Source organism: Candidatus Chlorohelix allophototropha, assembly GCF_030389965.1.
Lineage (GTDB): Bacteria > Chloroflexota > Chloroflexia > Chloroheliales > Chloroheliaceae > Chlorohelix > Chlorohelix allophototropha.
Genome location: NZ_CP128399.1, coordinates 986,334 through 1,002,830, shown reverse-complemented (window position 1 = coordinate 1,002,830; position 16,497 = coordinate 986,334). Strand labels below are relative to the sequence as shown.

Here is a 16,497-nt window from a genome sequence, read left to right as displayed (position 1 = left end):
GTAACCACTGCTCAGGTATGGACCCATCTCTCTCCCCAGCAACAGCAACTGGTCCTGGAGACGTTCATAAAGATTTGCCAGACCCTGGGCAATCGGGTAATAAACACCGAGGAGGTTAATTATGACTGATTCTACTAAACTGGCTTTGGCGACCGGGCAATCCAAACTTACCTTACAACACTGCCAGCGGCTGGCTTATGTTTATGTACGCCAATCCACTGCCAAACAAGTGGAAAGAAATCGAGAGAGCCAGGAAAATCAGTATCATCTGGTGGAACGCGCCAAAATGCTGGGCTGGTCAACGGAACGGATCCGGATTATTGATATGGATCAGGCCCAAACTGCCTCTAGCAGTTCTCACCGTGCTGGCTTCAAGGATCTGGTAGCGGAAGTATCGTTGGGATTGGTGGGCATTATCTTTGGTTGGGAAGTTTCCCGACTTGCTCGCAATAACAGCGATTGGTATCATTTATTGGACCTCGCCGCTCTGTTTAAGACTTTGATTGCTGACAACGATGGTATCTATGATCCACGCCTGTACAATGACAGACTTTTATTAGGATTGAAGGGTACAATGAGCGAAGCTGAACTTTATTTAATCCGCCAGCGGATGGATGCCGGTCGGCTAAATCAGGTACATAAGGGAACTTACCGCCAGTGTTTGCCTACTGGTCTGGTGCGCTTGCCAGATGGTACGGTGGTAAAAGACCCGGATGACAGCATTCGCCATACCATTGAACTGGTATTTAATCAGTTTGCCGAAAAAGGTAGCTCCTGGAAAGTAGCCAAGGCTTTAAAACAAGCGGGAGTTCTTTTACCCCGGTGCCAAACCGGAGGCTTTTTCCGGGGGCAATTGCTGTGGAAACCGGTAACCGAGGCGGCTGTTTACAAAATACTAAATAATCCGGGTTATGCCGGAGCTTTTGTATACGGACGCAGACCAACCGATCCCTTTCGCAAGCAGATAACAGGCCGACCTATTCAGGTGCACAAACCGATGGAGGAATGGATTAACATCCAACAAAATGTTATCCAGCTTATATCAGCTGGGAACAATACCTGTCCAATCAAGCGCAACTCAGGCAGAATGCCTCAAATTTTAGGCGGACAACCGCAGGCGCTCAGGGAGTTAGCCGACAAGGCCAGGCACTACTGCAAGGTTTACTGGTGTGTGGGAAGTGTGGTGCTCGAATGCGGGTAAGCTACAAAGATGCCCCTCGATATCTCTGTGACCGAAAATTCAAAAATATGGTAGATCGCATTTGCCTATCGGTAAGCGCAGCCGCTGTGGAAGAAGTGGTAGTGCAGGCTTTTTTTGAGGCAATACGTCCGGCCCAACTTGATGCCCTGGAAGCCGTACTGGTAGCACAGGAAAAAGAACGAAGGGAGTTATTCCGGCACTGGGACGAAAAATTAAAACGGGCACAGTATGGGGTGCAATTAGCCGAACGGCAGTACAGTCTGGTGGATCCGGAAAACCGCCTGGTAGCGGGTGAACTGGAAAAACGTTGGGAAAACGCTCTCATCGCATTGAAAGAAATCCAGGAAGGGTACCGACGATTTGAAACGGCCCATTATCCGGTGACATTACCCACCGAACTGAAAGAACAATTTCGTCGAATTTCTGAAAGCCTGCCGGAATTATGGCAAAGCGGTCAGCTGGACAATGCCCAGAAAAAGGATTTACTACGCTCACTGGTAGCCAAGGTCATAGTGGACCGGGTAAAAAGTGACACGTTAGAATTAAGAGTAGTCTGGATTTCGGGTCACTATACCAAATTAGAAGTAAACCCCCCTATTCATCGCACCAGAGATCTGGGAGAGTACGAGGAATTGGCAGAACGGTTACAGGTTTTGTGGAAAGAGGGTCTTACGGAACAAGAAATAGCTGAGCAGGTGAGCCGAGAGGGGTATCGTTCTGCTCGATCAAAAAATGTTTCAGCAGCAACCGTGAGAGACATTCGACTACAATACTTAAAACAACATCCTGAAGAATTAAATCTAAAGACCATGCGCTTAGGCAATTATTTGCCGGTGCAGGAACTGGCTGTTCGAGAAGGCTTTAAAGTAGACTGGGTATACAGGCAGATAGCCAACAAACGGATAAAGCCGGAATATCTTAAAAAGCATCCTCGTCGCCATAGTTATTTAATCCAGGACAATGCGGAGTTAATTGCACAACTAAGACAATACTGGCAGCGGAAAGAGGACTGGCTAGCGAAACGTAATAGTCAGATTTAGAAATAATCCCTACCAATCAAAAAAGCGTGAACCTATAGTAGCAAAGGAGGCATTCTGATGGATGGGTTAAAACCCATCTTTCGATTGCAGCCGGAATTAAGATGGTGCAGTTGGGTTACACCGTAAAGTTCATTACGGCTCAACAACTGGCGAACCAAGTGATTGCGGCTAGCACTCGCCAGGAAATAGCCAGGATTTTAGAGCCGCTTTTGAAATGTCAGGTGTTGGTATTAGACGAACTGGGCTATTTACCGATGGACGCACGTGTAGGTCCGGCCTTATATGAGCTGATCAGCGGACGTTACCTCAGAGGTGCTACGATCATTACCAGTAACAAAAGCCTTTCTAACTGGGGCGAACTGATCGAGGGTGGTGATACTGCCTTGATGGTGGCGATTATTGACCGTTTATTGCATCACGGAGAAGTTTTTTATTTAAGAGGTAGCAGTTACCGCACTTTAGGAAAGGAGAGTTACGGCTTAGAGCGTCGGCAACTTCCACCAGAAGAAAAGAAACCGGAAGCGGGAACTGGTTCTTAAAGATTTCAAGAGGCTAAGATTATTTCAGCCTAATAAGAGCTGGTTGAGCGCAAAAGCTTGGCTTTTGTGCGAACGCCAGCGTGCGACAGGCCACTGCCTGGAGCTTTTTCTTAAAAAAGTGGGTTAAATTCAGATGCATTTTTAGCCCGGAATATTAGGTCTTGACAACCGCAATCTACACAAGGGCACATGTTCTGCCATCCGATAGCCGAAACGGTGGCGTAAGTCATGGGGACTAACATCTTTCAGTTTAGCTTTGTCGGCGTATTTCTTACCTAAAGCTCTCTCAGTCAGGGCTTCACCTGTTTTTTCTGAGGGGAATACGAATACCAACTCAGTTCCTAACTTTGCAAGGTATTTACCCAAGACCCCGCGGGCAGTGGCGTTGAGCGGTACTTCTCGGTATTTGTTACCTTTACCTACTACAGTCAGGGTACCCTTTCGCCCTGCAATTTTCACTTGCTCAGGTTTAAGCAAACAAATTTCACTCGCCCTAAGTCCTGTATGTAAAAGAAGTACCACCAGTGTGTGGAATGCCCCCTATATGACCAGACCAGATTCTAGCCGCTTTTGAGCCAACCAATTATGTTCAAATTCTACTGGCGCTAAGTAACCCAAAGACGAATGTAAGCGACCTTCATTATAAATCCGTTCTAGCCTGTAGATTGCGGTTGTCAATAGGTTCATCCGCAATCTCGCTGATTCAGCTAAATTTTGAACCGGAATTTTGTAACCTTAACCGTAATCTAATCTCAAAATGGATTACACATCAGCGAACCTGCGGAAGAGCCACATTTGGAACGTAGCTCACAACATTTGCACTATTTCATCGAAAACTTAATCTTGATCACTTCATTTTGATATCGGTCTAAAGCAGTCGACCAACTTGAGCTAGACTGCCCTGCTGGGCATTTCGCTTTTTGCCTATCCCAGTCAATTTCAAAATCACTGGCATTAAAACCAGCTCCTTTTGCTTGCCAATCATTACTACCACGGGCGGGAGCCACTAAATCTATTCCATAATCGCGCTGGCTTGCTAAAAATTGTTTGGCTTCGGCGTAATTGGTGTCGGTTAAATGTTCCTTAGGTAAAAGCCCTTTTTGCTGGAGAGCTTGGTGAATACGTGGGGTTACATCCACATCGCCATTACCAGCACGACTGGTTTCGACATGAGTAATCAAATGAGGGCTATCTTCCTCACAACTCTCTGTTAAATGCACCTTGTAACCCACCCACCAGGTTTTCCGCTTGCGTCCATAGCTAGCTTCTGGATCGTAGGGCGAACAAATCATTTTAGCGGGAGGAGGAATGTTATCATCCTCCCTGAATTTGAGTTCAGCCTCTTGCCACTCGAACTGTTGGAGCCACACTTGACCTAATAATTTCACCGCTGGTACTTGCCACAACCAGCTAGTTTCTTTGGAGTTCACTATAGCTTCAAGTAGTAAGTTACCATCCTTACCAATTGTTTCGACTAAAGTGCTGCGCTTAGTCTTTTCTTTTGGTAGCCGATATTCCTCGAACTTACGGTCATAGCGATTAAACCATTCGGCTGGTATGCTACTCTTTAGCCACTCAGGCACAACTACAGCTAGTACATTTAGAGTAGCTCTAAGGGTGTCCCCATCAGTTACAAGTTAAGAAATTAAAGGGAAAGTCAAATCAGGTTTAGGTCTGGGTCTTGGACGTTTGACAATCCCTAAAAGTTTGGCATTAGTGGCCAAATACTGAACCACACTAACTTCTAGCCCTCTAGCCCTCACACGGCTTATATGACCCAGCCCCAGATATACCATTTCTACCGAAATTCGGCTCAAAGGCAGTTCCAATTCCTCCGCCACCCCATCACTCAAATCAATCAAGACACTGTACATTAACCAGGTTGTCCATAACTGTAATAATATGGCGTTTTGGCTACTGCCATAAAAATAAGCTAAGCCCAGCAACCGTTTTACCGTTTTGAAGGCATCCTCTATCCGCCAGCGTTGCCGATATAGTTCGGCGATTTGAGTGCCACTTAACCGCTCTAGCTCCAGCACATTGGTGACATAACTGTACCATTTACCCGCATATTCTATTTCCACTTGCCTTAATATTAACGGTTGCCTAGCCGCATCTTTCACTTGTATTAGCCATTCACGCTGCCCCTCTCTCCAGCTTAACTTCTGGAGAACTTGATGCACCATTCTGCTCTTGACCCGACTGATAAAGTATTTGCCTTCTGAGCTTAACTGAGCGTATCGCCCATAATTCACGAAGCCTAAATCGAACAACAGTAAAGCCCCACTGGGCAGGCTTTCACAAATTTGTTCCCACCAGTTCTGTTCGTGGCAGTAACTATCCTCCTCATACCATACTTGGGTAGGTAATTGACTACGCAAGTCTAACATTGCTAACATTCGCCCACCTAATACCGTCTGCTCAGTTTCCGGTAACAAACCCACTTTCTTTATCAAGGCATCCAAACTGGAAGCGTCCACTGCCACTATCTGTTTGAACTCAGCCAGCCCCTTTTGCAACTCTTTCGGGAGGGGACGTTGGCGGGCTTGGCTACGTTTTTGTACTTCTGGCAAGACCTCCCTTAAAATACTTTCAAATAGACTAGCGGGCAACTCTCGCAAACGTTCACTCACGGCTTGCTGGCTTACTTTAAGGGCTGGTTGCCACAGTTGTCCGTACTGATTAAGTTCTCTAACCGCGGCACTGACCGAACCCAATTGTCGCCAGATTAGACTAATCAGGAAACAAACCATTACTGGTAGGGTGAGGGTACGGCAACGTAAGCCTAAGCTTTGATAATGCTGCGTCAGATTTAGAATTGCTGGTTCGATCAACTGATTGAGCAGTTGCTCTATTTCCTGCTCGGTTGGGGCGGGGACGGGTCGTTTTGAGCGCTCCAACATTATTGCTCTGGTCTGACGTGAATGGCTCGTTTTGGTATTCTTTTTATTATTATTTTGGGTACTCATACCTCAAATTATAAGCTATTTTGCTTCTTTTTTGCTTGACAATCCTTTAGAACCCTTAACTTGTAACCTATGGGGTTTCACCTACTAATACTACTCGGTTCAAGGCTCTTACTTGTGCCAATACATGGGTAGCATCGGTTCTTTGGCGACCACCTGCTTTCACCAAACCCTTTTGCTTAAAGTAGTTCAGCATTTTCTCAAAAATGAGCTGCTCGGCATTACCAGCTACCAAGCGGTTACGGAATTCACTTAGGACTGAGAAATCGAAGCCGCTATCTTCTAGAGGCAAGCTTAAAGCATATTTCCAGTCCAAACGACCGCGTACTGCATCGGCTGCCTGCCTATCAGACAAACCTTCCATAAATTGCATTAAAGTTACCAGCACCAAACGCCAGGGTGCTATGGCTGGTTGCCCTGTGGTAGAAAACAGCCCGGCAAACTCTTGATCTTGATATAGTGTGCCTATTTCATCGCGCATCTTGATAAAAACACTGCCTTTTGGGAAAGCGGCTCTGGCGGTCAAGGCAGTCTGCTCAGGTACTGGACTAATTGGTTCAGGTTTGAGTGACAATGTTATTCTCCCTATTGGGGCAAGTAATCTTATTATTTTAGTTGGAGATAACAATTTTACTCTGTTTTTACCACCCTGTCTTCGCCAACAGTCACTATGTAACTTTTCATGTGACACCTTTAAGCATGAAAATGGATTTTAGGGGTTCTAATTAATAGATAGTGTAGCGGCTCTATGTTATTCTAAAAAGGTAGAGTTGGGCGAGAGGTCGTTAATGGATAATGGTGCTGCTAGCCTGGACAACAGTCGGACCGGAATGCCTTTGAGCACCTTTAATTGTTGCCAATGCTTTGGTTAAACAGAAGCAGTTGAGCACGCATAGCAGAGTTCTTTTTACTGGGCATTCAACCAACCCTACTTAACGAGTAACTATATCTAACTTAGTAAGTGAGGTAAATATGCTGGTGCTTCATCCCTCTTGTGCTGGTCTGGATGTTCATAAAAAGAGCGTAGTAGCCTGTTGCCTTAAGCTGGAAGCAGATGGTACCCAGCTTCAAAAAACTCGAACCTTCGGCACTACTACGATTGAGCTTCTGGAACTGTTGGATTGGTTCTCACAAGAGGAAGTTACGATTGTAGCGATGGAAAGTACCGGAGAATATTGGAAACCAGTGCATAATATTTTGGAGGGTCAACTTGAGATATTACTGGTTAATGCTCAGCACGTTAAACACGTCCCTGGTCGCAAAACCGACGTTCTAGACGCGCAATGGTTGGCAGAATTACTTCAGCACGGTCTCTTACGAGCTAGTTTTATTCCACCACGTGCTCAACGTGATCTGAGGGATTTGACCCGGCAGCGCAGCAATCTGGTCAGGGAACGTGCCAGTGTGATCAATCGTCTACAAAAGGTTCTGGAAGCGGCCAACCTAAAACTGGCTAGTGTAGTTTCAGATATTAGGGGAGTATCCGCCAGGCAAATGCTAGAAGCTATCATCGCTGGTGAAACCGACCCACAAAAACTGGCGGAACTGGCACGTGGTAGAATGCGTGCCAAACGAGCTGAATTAGCTAAAGCTCTGAAAGGCCAGGTTCGAGATCAACACTGTTTCCTACTCACCCAGCATTTAGCCCATCTTGATTTCCTGGATGAGCAAGTTGAGATTTTCAGTTCTGAGATTGAACGACAATTGAAAGAGGGTCCGTCGGTTAATTTGGTCAGTCCTGACCCTGCTACTAAAATAGGTCAAGCTCTTGAAAGTAGTCAGAATAATTTCACTCCAGACCCCAGCACCCCAGCTACCGCTGTAGCTACGTTGAATTGGGAAGAAGCAGTGGCTTTATTAGATACTATTCCTGGAATTGACCGTAAAGTAGCCCAACTGCTTATCGCTGAAATAGGTATTGATATGAGCCGTTTTCCCTCAGCCGCACATCTGGCTAGTTGGGCTGGAGTGGCACCGGGCAATAATCGGAGTGCCGGAAAACAATTGCCGGGACGTATATCTTCTGGAGATCGACCAGTACGAAAGGGTTTAATTCAAGCTTCTCACGCTGCTGCAAAAAGTAAGAAAAGTTATTTGGGAGCACTCTACACCAAGCTAGCGGGCAGACGGGGTAAACGCCGAGCAATTATTGCAGTAGCGCATTCCATTCTGGTAAGTGTGTATTATATGTTTACTCGAAAAGAAGAGTACAAAGAGCTTGGCTATGATTACTTGGACGAACGCAAACGTGGCACTATTACTAATCGGTTAATTCGGCGGTTAGAGCGGTTGGGTTATCAGGTTAATCTTAAAAACCCTGAACCCAAATTAGCTTGATCATTTTTCTGACCGCTTTCTCTATTTGGTTAGGGGGAAACCGGATTTTCATAGCAGAGCCATAAATATGACCTCTCACTACAAGCCGTTTTAAGCCCCGTTAATCCCCAAAGAGTACCAATATATGGCACAACATACTCAAGAACCGCCTTAGCAGGCCTTGTAGCATGAGGCTTTTTTGCCATTCTGACAAAAATATACCTGAGAACTAACTCTTTTGCCCAAGTTGGCAGAAGATTTCGTGGGAAGAAAACGAATTCCATTGTGGCAACAGTTTAGTAGGGGATTTCAAGTAGGTCGGTGGCTTTGCTTTTGGCTGCTTCTCCCCGCCGATCGTAACGAGCAGTAGTGGTGACACTGGCATGTCCCGCTAACTTCTGCACCGTAGCTATATCCGCTCCCGCATCCAAGAGATCCGAGATGAAGGTGCGTCGTAGGTCGTGTGGACTAAACGATTCTAGGTCGGTTTGTAAACCGCGCTTTTTTAATATTTTCATTACCGATTGGTCGGTCATAATTTCCACTCTAACCTTACCACTTTTATGCACCGGGCAGAAAAGCGCTCCAGCAGTATCACCTCGCTGCTCCAGCCAGACCGCCAGAGATTTTGCGGCTCCTCCTTTGACATACACCAGTCGGTCTTTGCCACCCTTGGCTCCTCTAATAGTTAGCGCCCCGGTGGCAGGGTTATAATCCTTCAGCTCTAGCTTGACCACTTCCGAACGGCGCAGTCCGGTGCCGTACATCAACCCGATCAGGGCAGCATCCCGTAACCCGCCCGGCGTTTTTTCAGCTTGGCAGGTTTTGATCAGGGCCTTTAACTCATCTTTATCCAAAGCGCGACCCCGCGGGAGGGTTTCACCCCGGCGGTTTTTAACATCGCGGGCACGCTGGTAATCTTCGCTTTCCATTAGCCCCAATTTCCAAGCATGGTAGAGGACACTACGCAAGCCTGACAAAGCCTGATTGACGGTGGCGGGGCGGTAGCCGCGTTCCACCAGGACGGGGGCGATGGCAGCGGTATGCTGGTAACGCAGTTTATGCCAGGGCAGGGTCAGGGCAGTTTGTTTGCCACCACTGACGACTTCGGCTATAAGAGTGAGAGCACGGAGCATTCCACGCCGACCAACCGGGCGCAGAGTAGCGAGATAAACCGCTGCCGGATTCTGATCAAGCGGCAGCGAGTTAGTTTCCTCCTGGTTTACCGAGACTATTTCTACTGATTGTGCTACTGGTATTACCTGCTCATCTGCCATATTTGTTCTTTCGCTGAGGTTTTTAACCTGATTTATTTCTATTACAGTGTACCACAGCTATCCAAGTTCCCACAACAGATATTGTCATTACTTAGGAATGAGGCTTGCCAAGTTCCAACAATGGTAATCGTCATTACCTATAGACATTCACCAAGTTAATTTTGCCTCTATTAGGTTTAGGTTTTCAGCAATTGGGATGAACTTCCGAGGATTAGGTGCTTTCCGACATACTCTTTGCGGGTTATACTGGTGAAGAAAGTGTCAAGTTTCAATCCCCTTCCGAGGATTAGGTGTCTTCAAACTGTTCGGGCGCATCAACGTCCGACCCGGCACCTGTGCCCTGCTCACAGGCAATCAGGGTTACGAAGCCGCCTTAAGATCCAGCAACCACGCTCATTTGAGCCTACCCGCCGGACCTTTGGTAGTGCAGGTGGTCAACATGACGGTGCAAAACCGCCCTCAGTCTGGACAAATGGCAGGTAACTCTAGCAGGAGTGTTGAGCTTTCAGGTAACCGATCCCTTCAAAGCAGCCAATACCGCTCATTTACTCCAGACCCTAGATAACTCTCCACCCGTGCCACCCTGCTTTCCTTAATCGAGGAATTTGAACATGATGCCCTCACCGGGCGAACTATTCCTAACTCGGCCGGAGGAGTACGCGAAGATACTTCAAGCTGCATCCCGACCCTGTGCCGGGGCGTGATAGAAAGATTGCAGGCAGATAACAGCCTCAACGCGCTCCAACTCATCTCCTTTCACGTCACTTCACGGCAAGGGGCGTGGGATCAACGCGCGGCGCTGGAGTGGGGCGGCAGATCGAGTTTCATTGGACTTGTTCGAGCGCAGCCTACCACAGCGCCTGACCAACCTGCGCTACCAGTTGTTAAGTGGGCGTTACCGTCCCGACCCGATTGTCAATTTTCGCTTGCCCAAACCGGGCGGTGGTTACCGGGTACTTTCAATACTCACTGTGCGCGATAGAGTGGCGCAACGGGTGGCGCTGAACGTAATTGTGCCGCTTTCGAGCCGGAATTTCTGCCCTGCAGCTTTGGTTTCCGACCTGACCGCTCTACCCGAACCGCGCTGGATGAGATTGAAAAAGTCTATCGGGAAGGCTACCGTTGGGCGGTGGATGCCGACATAGAAGCGTTTTTTGACAATATCTGTTTATGATAATTTAAAAAGGGTTCTGGCGCACTTTGCGTGAAAATATGGGCGATAACCCAGATTAGTTAAGCCGCAGTAGGGCGTAATACCCTCGCCCTTAGCAACGTGAATCTAGCGCGACCGAACATTGTTTTCTTAATCGTTTTCAATCGATTAACCTGACCCTCTACCTGACCTTGGCTGAACTCCAAGGTTAGACCAGCTTTCACTGCTGCCTGGTCTTGCCTTATCCCATTCGCAAAACTTCCCAATTCCTGTAATTGTGCCAGCCCCACCTGCTGTTCCACCTTTTTCAGCCACTCTTCTAAATTCTGACCTTGCCGCCCTCGTAGCATTTTCACAAATTCCTGACTGAGTTGGTAAGCTGTTTCTATTTCACTATCAAAGGTTCGTAGATGGATCAACAACTCCTGCTGCTTTTCGGTTAAATCCTCTGTATTCTTCAACATTACAAAACTGGCTTTTCTGGCACTTAGCAGTGGTTGTGGTTTTAGCTTAGGGAGCGCCTTACCTTCTGCACTACTTGCTCCAGGTGGTCTTCCACGACCAGTTTTCAGTGGTTTTGGCGGAGGATGATTCAATCGGTATTTTGCCAGATATTGAGCCATAAGTGCCCACGACCCGGTGTAACCACGCTCTTTAATCTCAAGGAAAAGTTGTACCCCTTTGTAAACTCCTTCTGCCTATCTCAGTGCAATATAAGGTTTGTACAAATCCAATATACTTGGCCCGGAGGCACGGGGAGTGTAACGTGGTACTTGTTCGGCTATCAAATATTTCTTTACAGTTTGCCTGCTAATTCTTAATTCCCTGGCAATTCTGCGTTGGGTTAAGCCCTCCTCACATAGTGCCTTAATATGTTCAAATAAATAATCTTTGCGACTAATTGGTATGGTTAGTGGCGTTTCTTCAGCAGAAATTTCCTTATCTTCATTTTCTAGGGTGGTTAAAGCAGTCTCAAGTTTTAGCCCTACCTTCCTTCTTTGTTCGTTCTCTGAAAGAATTACAGGCTCAAATTCTTGGTTTTCAACTTGTTCTACCCGGCTACATTCCAGTTGCTCCGTCTTAACTTGCCTGGGGAGTAAACAAGCACTTTTACGCTCAAACATAGTTTTGAGATGGTCTCCCAGATTCACGTGAGATGGGCCGCCAGCGAGTTACTCTTCCAAAGAAAAGCACTTTTCCAACGGCCTTCTCCCAAACGGTGCGGGCATCTTTCAATGCACACCGCTTTCCAGCATCGGTCTAGCCTGTCGCGGACTTCGGTACTCGTCGAAATGGTCGTCCATAGGTTACATCTTGATGGCAACTTTCACATAAAACTAAAGTTTTGCGCTTTCTTGCCGCCATTACTTTGACCCAGCCTGGCTTCTCTCGCCCAGGGTATCGCTCAAGCTCTTTTAACGCTCTAATGTGATGGACTTGTATTCGCTCAGCTTTTCCGCTGGCTCCACAATTTTCACATTTGTCCGCTAAAAGTCGTTTGACCAATTCCGTTCGAGGTGGCCAGTTGAAAACTTTCTTCTCGTCTTCAATCGAGGCTTTAATATCCCACTTCAGTGAAATATCGCCCCAGCGTGCTACCAACGGTTTCTTCCCTGGTCTTTCAATGGTTTCTTCCAAGACTTTGTAACGTTTTCCTTCTAACTCATATTCTGTCTGGTATTTCTGGTAGATTTTAGGTACCGACAATTTGAGTTTTGCCGCTATTGTTTTGGTTAAGGAAGTTTCCATTACCCCATCTAATCGGGTAAACGTGTGGAGGTTGTAGGCTAGTCGGTAGTATTCGACTAACCCTCGAAACTCATAACGATACAGATTTATGATGGTGAAAACGCTATCGTTAATTAGTTCCGTTCTTTGTAAAACTTTGCGGCTGTGTTGTTTGTAACGCTGGCATTTACTTTTCACAACCTCCTTTGGCACTCTGAGGCCAATGTTTCCATTGACACAACGACGACCAGTTGTATCGCGCCGACTGTTTTCGTGGATTGTGTGTATCTCGTAATTGAGAAAGTTGGCTTTTTGGGTTTTGGCATGCGTGATCAACGTTTTAGCCTCGGATAATTTTAATTCCAATTTCTGGCTTAAAAACTCTCCGATTTTTCGCTTAATCTCTTCTGCTTCCGCCTTAGAGCCAATAAAACCTAATAGAAAGTCGTCGCAATACCGAATGTATCTTAAACGTCGGTAGTTTGGATCATCAGGGTCTTGCGAAGGCAGTTTTTGAACCTGTTTCCATAGTTCGCGTCCTATTTCCGTTCGCCCTTTGGAAGTTTGGTAATAGGCACTGTGCTTGATCTTCTCGTATTGTGGATTAAGTCTTCTTCGTTCGCCCCTGGTGTATTCTGGAATAAGTGTAGTTTCGACCCATTTGTCCAGTTGGTCTAAAAGTAGGTTCGACAAAAGGGGGCTAAGAATTGAACCCTGCGGTGCTCCGCTATAGGTGGCATTCCATCGCCAATTTTCCAGGTAGCCTGCTTTTAGCAATTGGCTGATGAGCCGAACAAACCTCTCATCTTTAATATCCTCTCTGAGCCTGGCCTCAATCTTTTCATGAGACAGACTCTCGAAGCATTTTGAGATATCTCCTTCTATAAACCAAACTGTGCCAACCCAATTATGATAGATTTGTTGTAAAGCGGTATGACAACCTCGTTTTGGTCGAAATCCATGTGAGAAGTTGCTGAAACTTTGCTCATAGTAAGCTTCAAGAATGAGGCGAATTACTTCTTGTAACAGTTTATCCGACCAAGATTGTAGACCGAGCGGTCTCTGTTTGCCATCTTTGCGTGGAATGTAAACTCGTTTGGCTGGTTTCCAATGGTATTTCTCCTGACGTAATTTCTCGATGATAGCTTCAATTTTAGTCAGGCTCATCCCATCAGCGGTTTCTTTATCCGCTCCTGCCGTCATGGCTCCTTTGTTCCGATATATCTTACCGTAAGCCATTAGGTAGAGATTAGGATTGTAGAGAAGGCGATACACTCTTTCTAGTGGTAAGTTTTGAGTACCGCGCTTTTGGATGAGTTCGAGGATATTACGGGCTTCACGCATCACGCGCCCCTTTCTATACTCAACTCGCCGACACCTACCCTGCTGACCTTTGTCAAAGGGTCAACTCTGGCCTTCTTTCAAAGGCTGCCCCTTCGCCATGTACTGAGTTTTCCTCAGCCCGGACTACTATGGGGGTTCCGTGACCGTAGGTCTCGCGACCCGTAGGTCATCCCGCATCCCACTTGTTAGACGTTCTAGCTCGCCTTAGGTGCCCTTTCATCTCCTTGAATGGGTTCATTACCCATCACTCACCGAAGAGAGTGTTTTGCATCCCTCGTAATCTGATGCATATTTCGGTGACAGCGCGATAAACGTTATTAACGCTGAGTGTTCCTTACCACCGTTGGTAGATTAGGTTCGGCAATTCAGCTTCACCATAGCGAGCAGGACACCCTCAACCAGACCTAAACGTCTTCAGTCTGCTGAGGTTTTGTGGCATGCTACTGTCCTGTCTGGGTTTTCCCCATCGAGTAAGCCACCGTCCTAACGGTCTGTTACTCTCAACCGCTCCTTTCTCTAAAAGGTATCCAACAAGCGTCTATACGGCGCACCAAGAGGTGAAATCTATCAGCCACCTGAATCGCTTCTGGTGCTCCTCGCCTGGCACCATCAGCATAAGCACTGGCACGATCCCTACTGACTACCTCCACCCCTGGATGTTCCTCCAGCCATTTAGCTAATGTGTCGGCTTTTCGGTCAGCTAGTAAATCTACCGGGCAATGTTGCTCTAAATCGATCAAGATCGTGCCGTATTCGACCCCTTTCTTGTAACTCCAATCGTCCACTCCTAGAATTCGAGGAGTAGGTTGTAAAGGGATCGGCGTTTTTCGAATAATGCGTAATAGAGTATCACGGCTTACTTTTACACCCTCTTTAGCAGCTTGCCGAACACCCGGTCTACCTCCCAGCGCAAAAGCCAGATTTTCGAGCAAATGATATTGGCGAATGGTACGCCTGGCTTTTCTTTCGAGCAGAATTGGTACTTGTTCCGCAAAAGTGCGACGCGGGCAACCAGAATTATCACAAAAGAAACGGCGTATGGTTAAACTCAAGCTTACTTGTTGCCCGATTAACGGCAAGTCTGTCGGTTGTCTTTTGTAACGGCTATGCACCCGCTCCGCCGTAAATCTACAACTCGGACATTGTGTAGTCTGGTATGTTAAATGTGCTTCGAGAAGCAGGGTACTGCCTTCTTCTTTACAGGCATCAAGCTGAATTTCCCAGCGTGTAGGTAAAACAATTTCTTCTAACATAGGCTAGCTATTTCTAGGAATTAGAACACAATTACTACCCCCTAAATTATACCAATAATAGCTAGCTACCCTTTCCACCGATTCACGCATAGTGCGCCAGAACCATTTTTCCCTTGACAAAAACAACCTGCCAGAAATAGCGGGAGAGGAAGAGCAAATCGTGCAAATTTGGTTTATTAGTTTGCTCTTCTTGATTGGTTGTCCTCTTCCTCTATGTTAAACTTCCCCTGACAATTGGTTTATTAATTCTGTCCAACCTGCTGTGGTTGACGTTTAGATAAACGGGGCTATAGGAAATAGAAACCCGTATCGGAACTTACAAAAGAATGACAGTTTGTAGCCAGTTACCAGCAAATTTAACAGCGAATATTCGTCAAATTAGAGGTAGAAAACCCCTTTTTGACCACCTTATAGCGGGTAGCCGGTCTTACTTTGGTGCCAACCGCTCGACCCTTCCCATTTCCTCGCACTTTGCTGGCTTTGGCCGGACTGCCCAACTGCACAATTATTCCGGACAAGCCTCGTCGAATTTGCTGAGGGCTTGGCTTTCGTTGACTATTTTCCCAAGGTCGCAACACTTCCAAGCCCAAGCCTTGAGCGATTTGCAATTCGTCGTGTACCAAACTGACTATCGCCGTCCACAACTCAAACTGGCTCGGATAGCGCAAGCGTGGTTTTTCCCACAACAAATCTTGTTTGTCAAAACGATAGCCGTGTTCTATCGAGTAACGCCTCTTGTAATACGACCAGACTTGCGTCAGGTCAAGCTCAGTTTGACCCGACCACACATACCAACTTTCCAGAGGGTCATGGGTTTTACCACTGGCTGCCTCACGCTGTATTCGGATTATGCTCAGTGCCAGTTCAGGTGCTTCCCTCAAATGCAGCTCAGTCCATGCGCTTACTACCAGTTTGTGTCCATTTTCGTCCGTCCCAACCCACACTCGCTGCGGCAAACCGTGCGTATTGGGATCATTACATTGGAAACGAGCACCGTGTTTAGCGGGAGCGCCGCGACCTCGTTTCTGCTCATCTCTCACCACTTTTCGATAGAATACTCGGTTAGACTTGAGCCGCAGCAGCAAGTCATAGTCCTTACTGCTATTTTGAATAAATGCTTTGGTGGGGTAGTACCGGTCTCCCAGATTGAGCGGTCTTTCAGCAAAATATGGGCGCAATTCGCTCAGTTGCTGGCTGGCTACCTCTGCTGGTGTTTGACTGGTTTTGATCCTGCGGTTGGAGACAATGTATGTATGGCTACTGGTTTGAGCCGGCACCACCACCACGGTCGAGAATTGCCAACCCACGGTCACGGGCTTATCACAATTGGGCAGATTGTGTTTGTAAAGCCAGCCACGATCTGCAGATGTAGTGCTAAAGGGTCGCTCGATATTGGTAGCATCCACTGCCAGTACCAATCTTTCACCATCGAAGGGATGAGGGGCGTAGCGCACCATGGTTTGCTCGAAGCGAGTTTGGTTAACTTGACCCATTTGCAAAGCCTCATACAAACTGGGCCATTTTCGCTCAAAATTGGGCGAAAGGGTCAGTTCCAGTACCGATTGAGCCTGGCTTTCTGTCATAAGGGCATCCGCCAGATTAAACAATGCGTCACTGGCGTATTCAAAGCAGTCATAGATTTCGTGCCGAAATTCTTTAAGTGTGTTAAGGTTCATACGA

The 16,497-nt window shown here is 46.9% G+C and carries 15 protein-coding genes and 1 pseudogene; 5 read left to right on the top strand and 11 right to left on the bottom strand.

Going from position 1 to position 16,497, the window contains the following annotated elements; all coding sequences use genetic code 11:
* The first annotated feature begins 121 nt into the window (after positions 1 to 121).
* From OZ401_RS04250 to OZ401_RS04240, 3 genes and pseudogenes are all read left to right on the top strand, one after another.
* Positions 122 to 1,201 (top strand): recombinase family protein, encoded by a 1,080-nt coding sequence (locus OZ401_RS04250; protein ID WP_341469467.1) that lies wholly within the window; start codon positions 122 to 124, stop codon positions 1,199 to 1,201.
* Positions 1,192 to 2,241 (top strand): hypothetical protein, encoded by a 1,050-nt coding sequence (locus OZ401_RS04245; protein ID WP_341469466.1) that lies wholly within the window; start codon positions 1,192 to 1,194, stop codon positions 2,239 to 2,241. Before OZ401_RS04250 ends, OZ401_RS04245 begins: the two co-directional genes overlap by 10 nt.
* A 71-nt stretch (positions 2,242 to 2,312) precedes the next feature.
* A pseudogene (locus OZ401_RS04240) lies at positions 2,313 to 2,780 on the top strand (ATP-binding protein); the annotation flags it as partial.
* A gap of 141 nt (positions 2,781 to 2,921) precedes the next feature.
* Here the strand turns inward: OZ401_RS04240 and OZ401_RS04235 are convergent.
* The 5 genes from OZ401_RS04235 to OZ401_RS04215 form a co-directional block, all read right to left on the bottom strand.
* The gene (locus OZ401_RS04235; protein ID WP_341469465.1) at positions 2,922 to 3,302 is read right to left on the bottom strand and encodes a tyrosine-type recombinase/integrase; all 381 of its coding nucleotides are present in this window, start codon (positions 3,300 to 3,302) and stop codon (positions 2,922 to 2,924) included.
* A gap of 18 nt (positions 3,303 to 3,320) precedes the next feature.
* Entirely contained in the window at positions 3,321 to 3,467 is a 147-nt protein-coding gene (locus tag OZ401_RS04230) for a hypothetical protein (RefSeq protein WP_341469464.1), read from the bottom strand.
* A gap of 134 nt (positions 3,468 to 3,601) precedes the next feature.
* Positions 3,602 to 4,363: a hypothetical protein gene (locus OZ401_RS04225; RefSeq protein WP_341469463.1), complete on the bottom strand. Its 762-nt coding sequence runs from the start codon at positions 4,361 to 4,363 to the stop codon at positions 3,602 to 3,604.
* 54 nt (positions 4,364 to 4,417) lie between these two features.
* On the bottom strand, positions 4,418 to 5,749 hold the full coding sequence (locus tag OZ401_RS04220) for an IS4 family transposase (RefSeq protein ID WP_341469462.1): 1,332 nt from the start codon (positions 5,747 to 5,749) through the stop codon (positions 4,418 to 4,420).
* A 67-nt stretch (positions 5,750 to 5,816) separates the two neighbouring features.
* Positions 5,817 to 6,320, bottom strand: coding sequence for a transposase (locus OZ401_RS04215; protein WP_341469461.1), 504 nt, complete (start codon positions 6,318 to 6,320; stop codon positions 5,817 to 5,819).
* A gap of 398 nt (positions 6,321 to 6,718) precedes the next feature.
* On the opposite strand from OZ401_RS04215, the gene OZ401_RS04210 reads away from it, so the two are divergent.
* Positions 6,719 to 8,083, top strand: a complete 1,365-nt coding sequence (locus OZ401_RS04210) for an IS110 family RNA-guided transposase (RefSeq protein ID WP_341469460.1) — start codon at positions 6,719 to 6,721, stop codon at positions 8,081 to 8,083.
* A gap of 275 nt (positions 8,084 to 8,358) precedes the next feature.
* Here the strand turns inward: OZ401_RS04210 and OZ401_RS04205 are convergent, their stop codons facing one another.
* A complete protein-coding gene (locus tag OZ401_RS04205; protein ID WP_341469459.1) occupies positions 8,359 to 9,339 on the bottom strand; it encodes a tyrosine-type recombinase/integrase in 981 nt (326 codons plus the stop codon).
* A gap of 827 nt (positions 9,340 to 10,166) precedes the next feature.
* On the opposite strand from OZ401_RS04205, the gene OZ401_RS04200 reads away from it, so the two are divergent.
* Positions 10,167 to 10,484: a hypothetical protein gene (locus OZ401_RS04200; RefSeq protein ID WP_341469458.1), complete on the top strand. Its 318-nt coding sequence runs from the start codon at positions 10,167 to 10,169 to the stop codon at positions 10,482 to 10,484.
* An 88-nt stretch (positions 10,485 to 10,572) separates the two neighbouring features.
* Here the strand turns inward: OZ401_RS04200 and OZ401_RS04195 are convergent, their stop codons facing one another.
* The 5 genes from OZ401_RS04195 to OZ401_RS04175 form a co-directional block, all read right to left on the bottom strand.
* Positions 10,573 to 11,115, bottom strand: a complete 543-nt coding sequence (locus OZ401_RS04195) for a transposase (RefSeq protein WP_341467997.1) — start codon at positions 11,113 to 11,115, stop codon at positions 10,573 to 10,575.
* A gap of 75 nt (positions 11,116 to 11,190) precedes the next feature.
* A complete protein-coding gene (locus tag OZ401_RS04190; RefSeq protein ID WP_341467996.1) occupies positions 11,191 to 11,616 on the bottom strand; it encodes a helix-turn-helix domain-containing protein in 426 nt (141 codons plus the stop codon).
* A gap of 136 nt (positions 11,617 to 11,752) precedes the next feature.
* Positions 11,753 to 13,564 carry a reverse transcriptase/maturase family protein gene (locus OZ401_RS04185; RefSeq protein ID WP_341467995.1) on the bottom strand — a complete coding sequence of 604 codons (1,812 nt, stop codon included), beginning with the start codon at positions 13,562 to 13,564 and terminating at the stop codon, positions 11,753 to 11,755.
* A gap of 500 nt (positions 13,565 to 14,064) precedes the next feature.
* Positions 14,065 to 14,817: an ISL3 family transposase gene (locus OZ401_RS04180; protein WP_341467994.1), complete on the bottom strand. Its 753-nt coding sequence runs from the start codon at positions 14,815 to 14,817 to the stop codon at positions 14,065 to 14,067.
* 356 nt (positions 14,818 to 15,173) lie between these two features.
* The gene (locus OZ401_RS04175; protein ID WP_341469457.1) at positions 15,174 to 16,493 is read right to left on the bottom strand and encodes a transposase; all 1,320 of its coding nucleotides are present in this window, start codon (positions 16,491 to 16,493) and stop codon (positions 15,174 to 15,176) included.
* Positions 16,494 to 16,497: the final 4 nt, after the last annotated feature.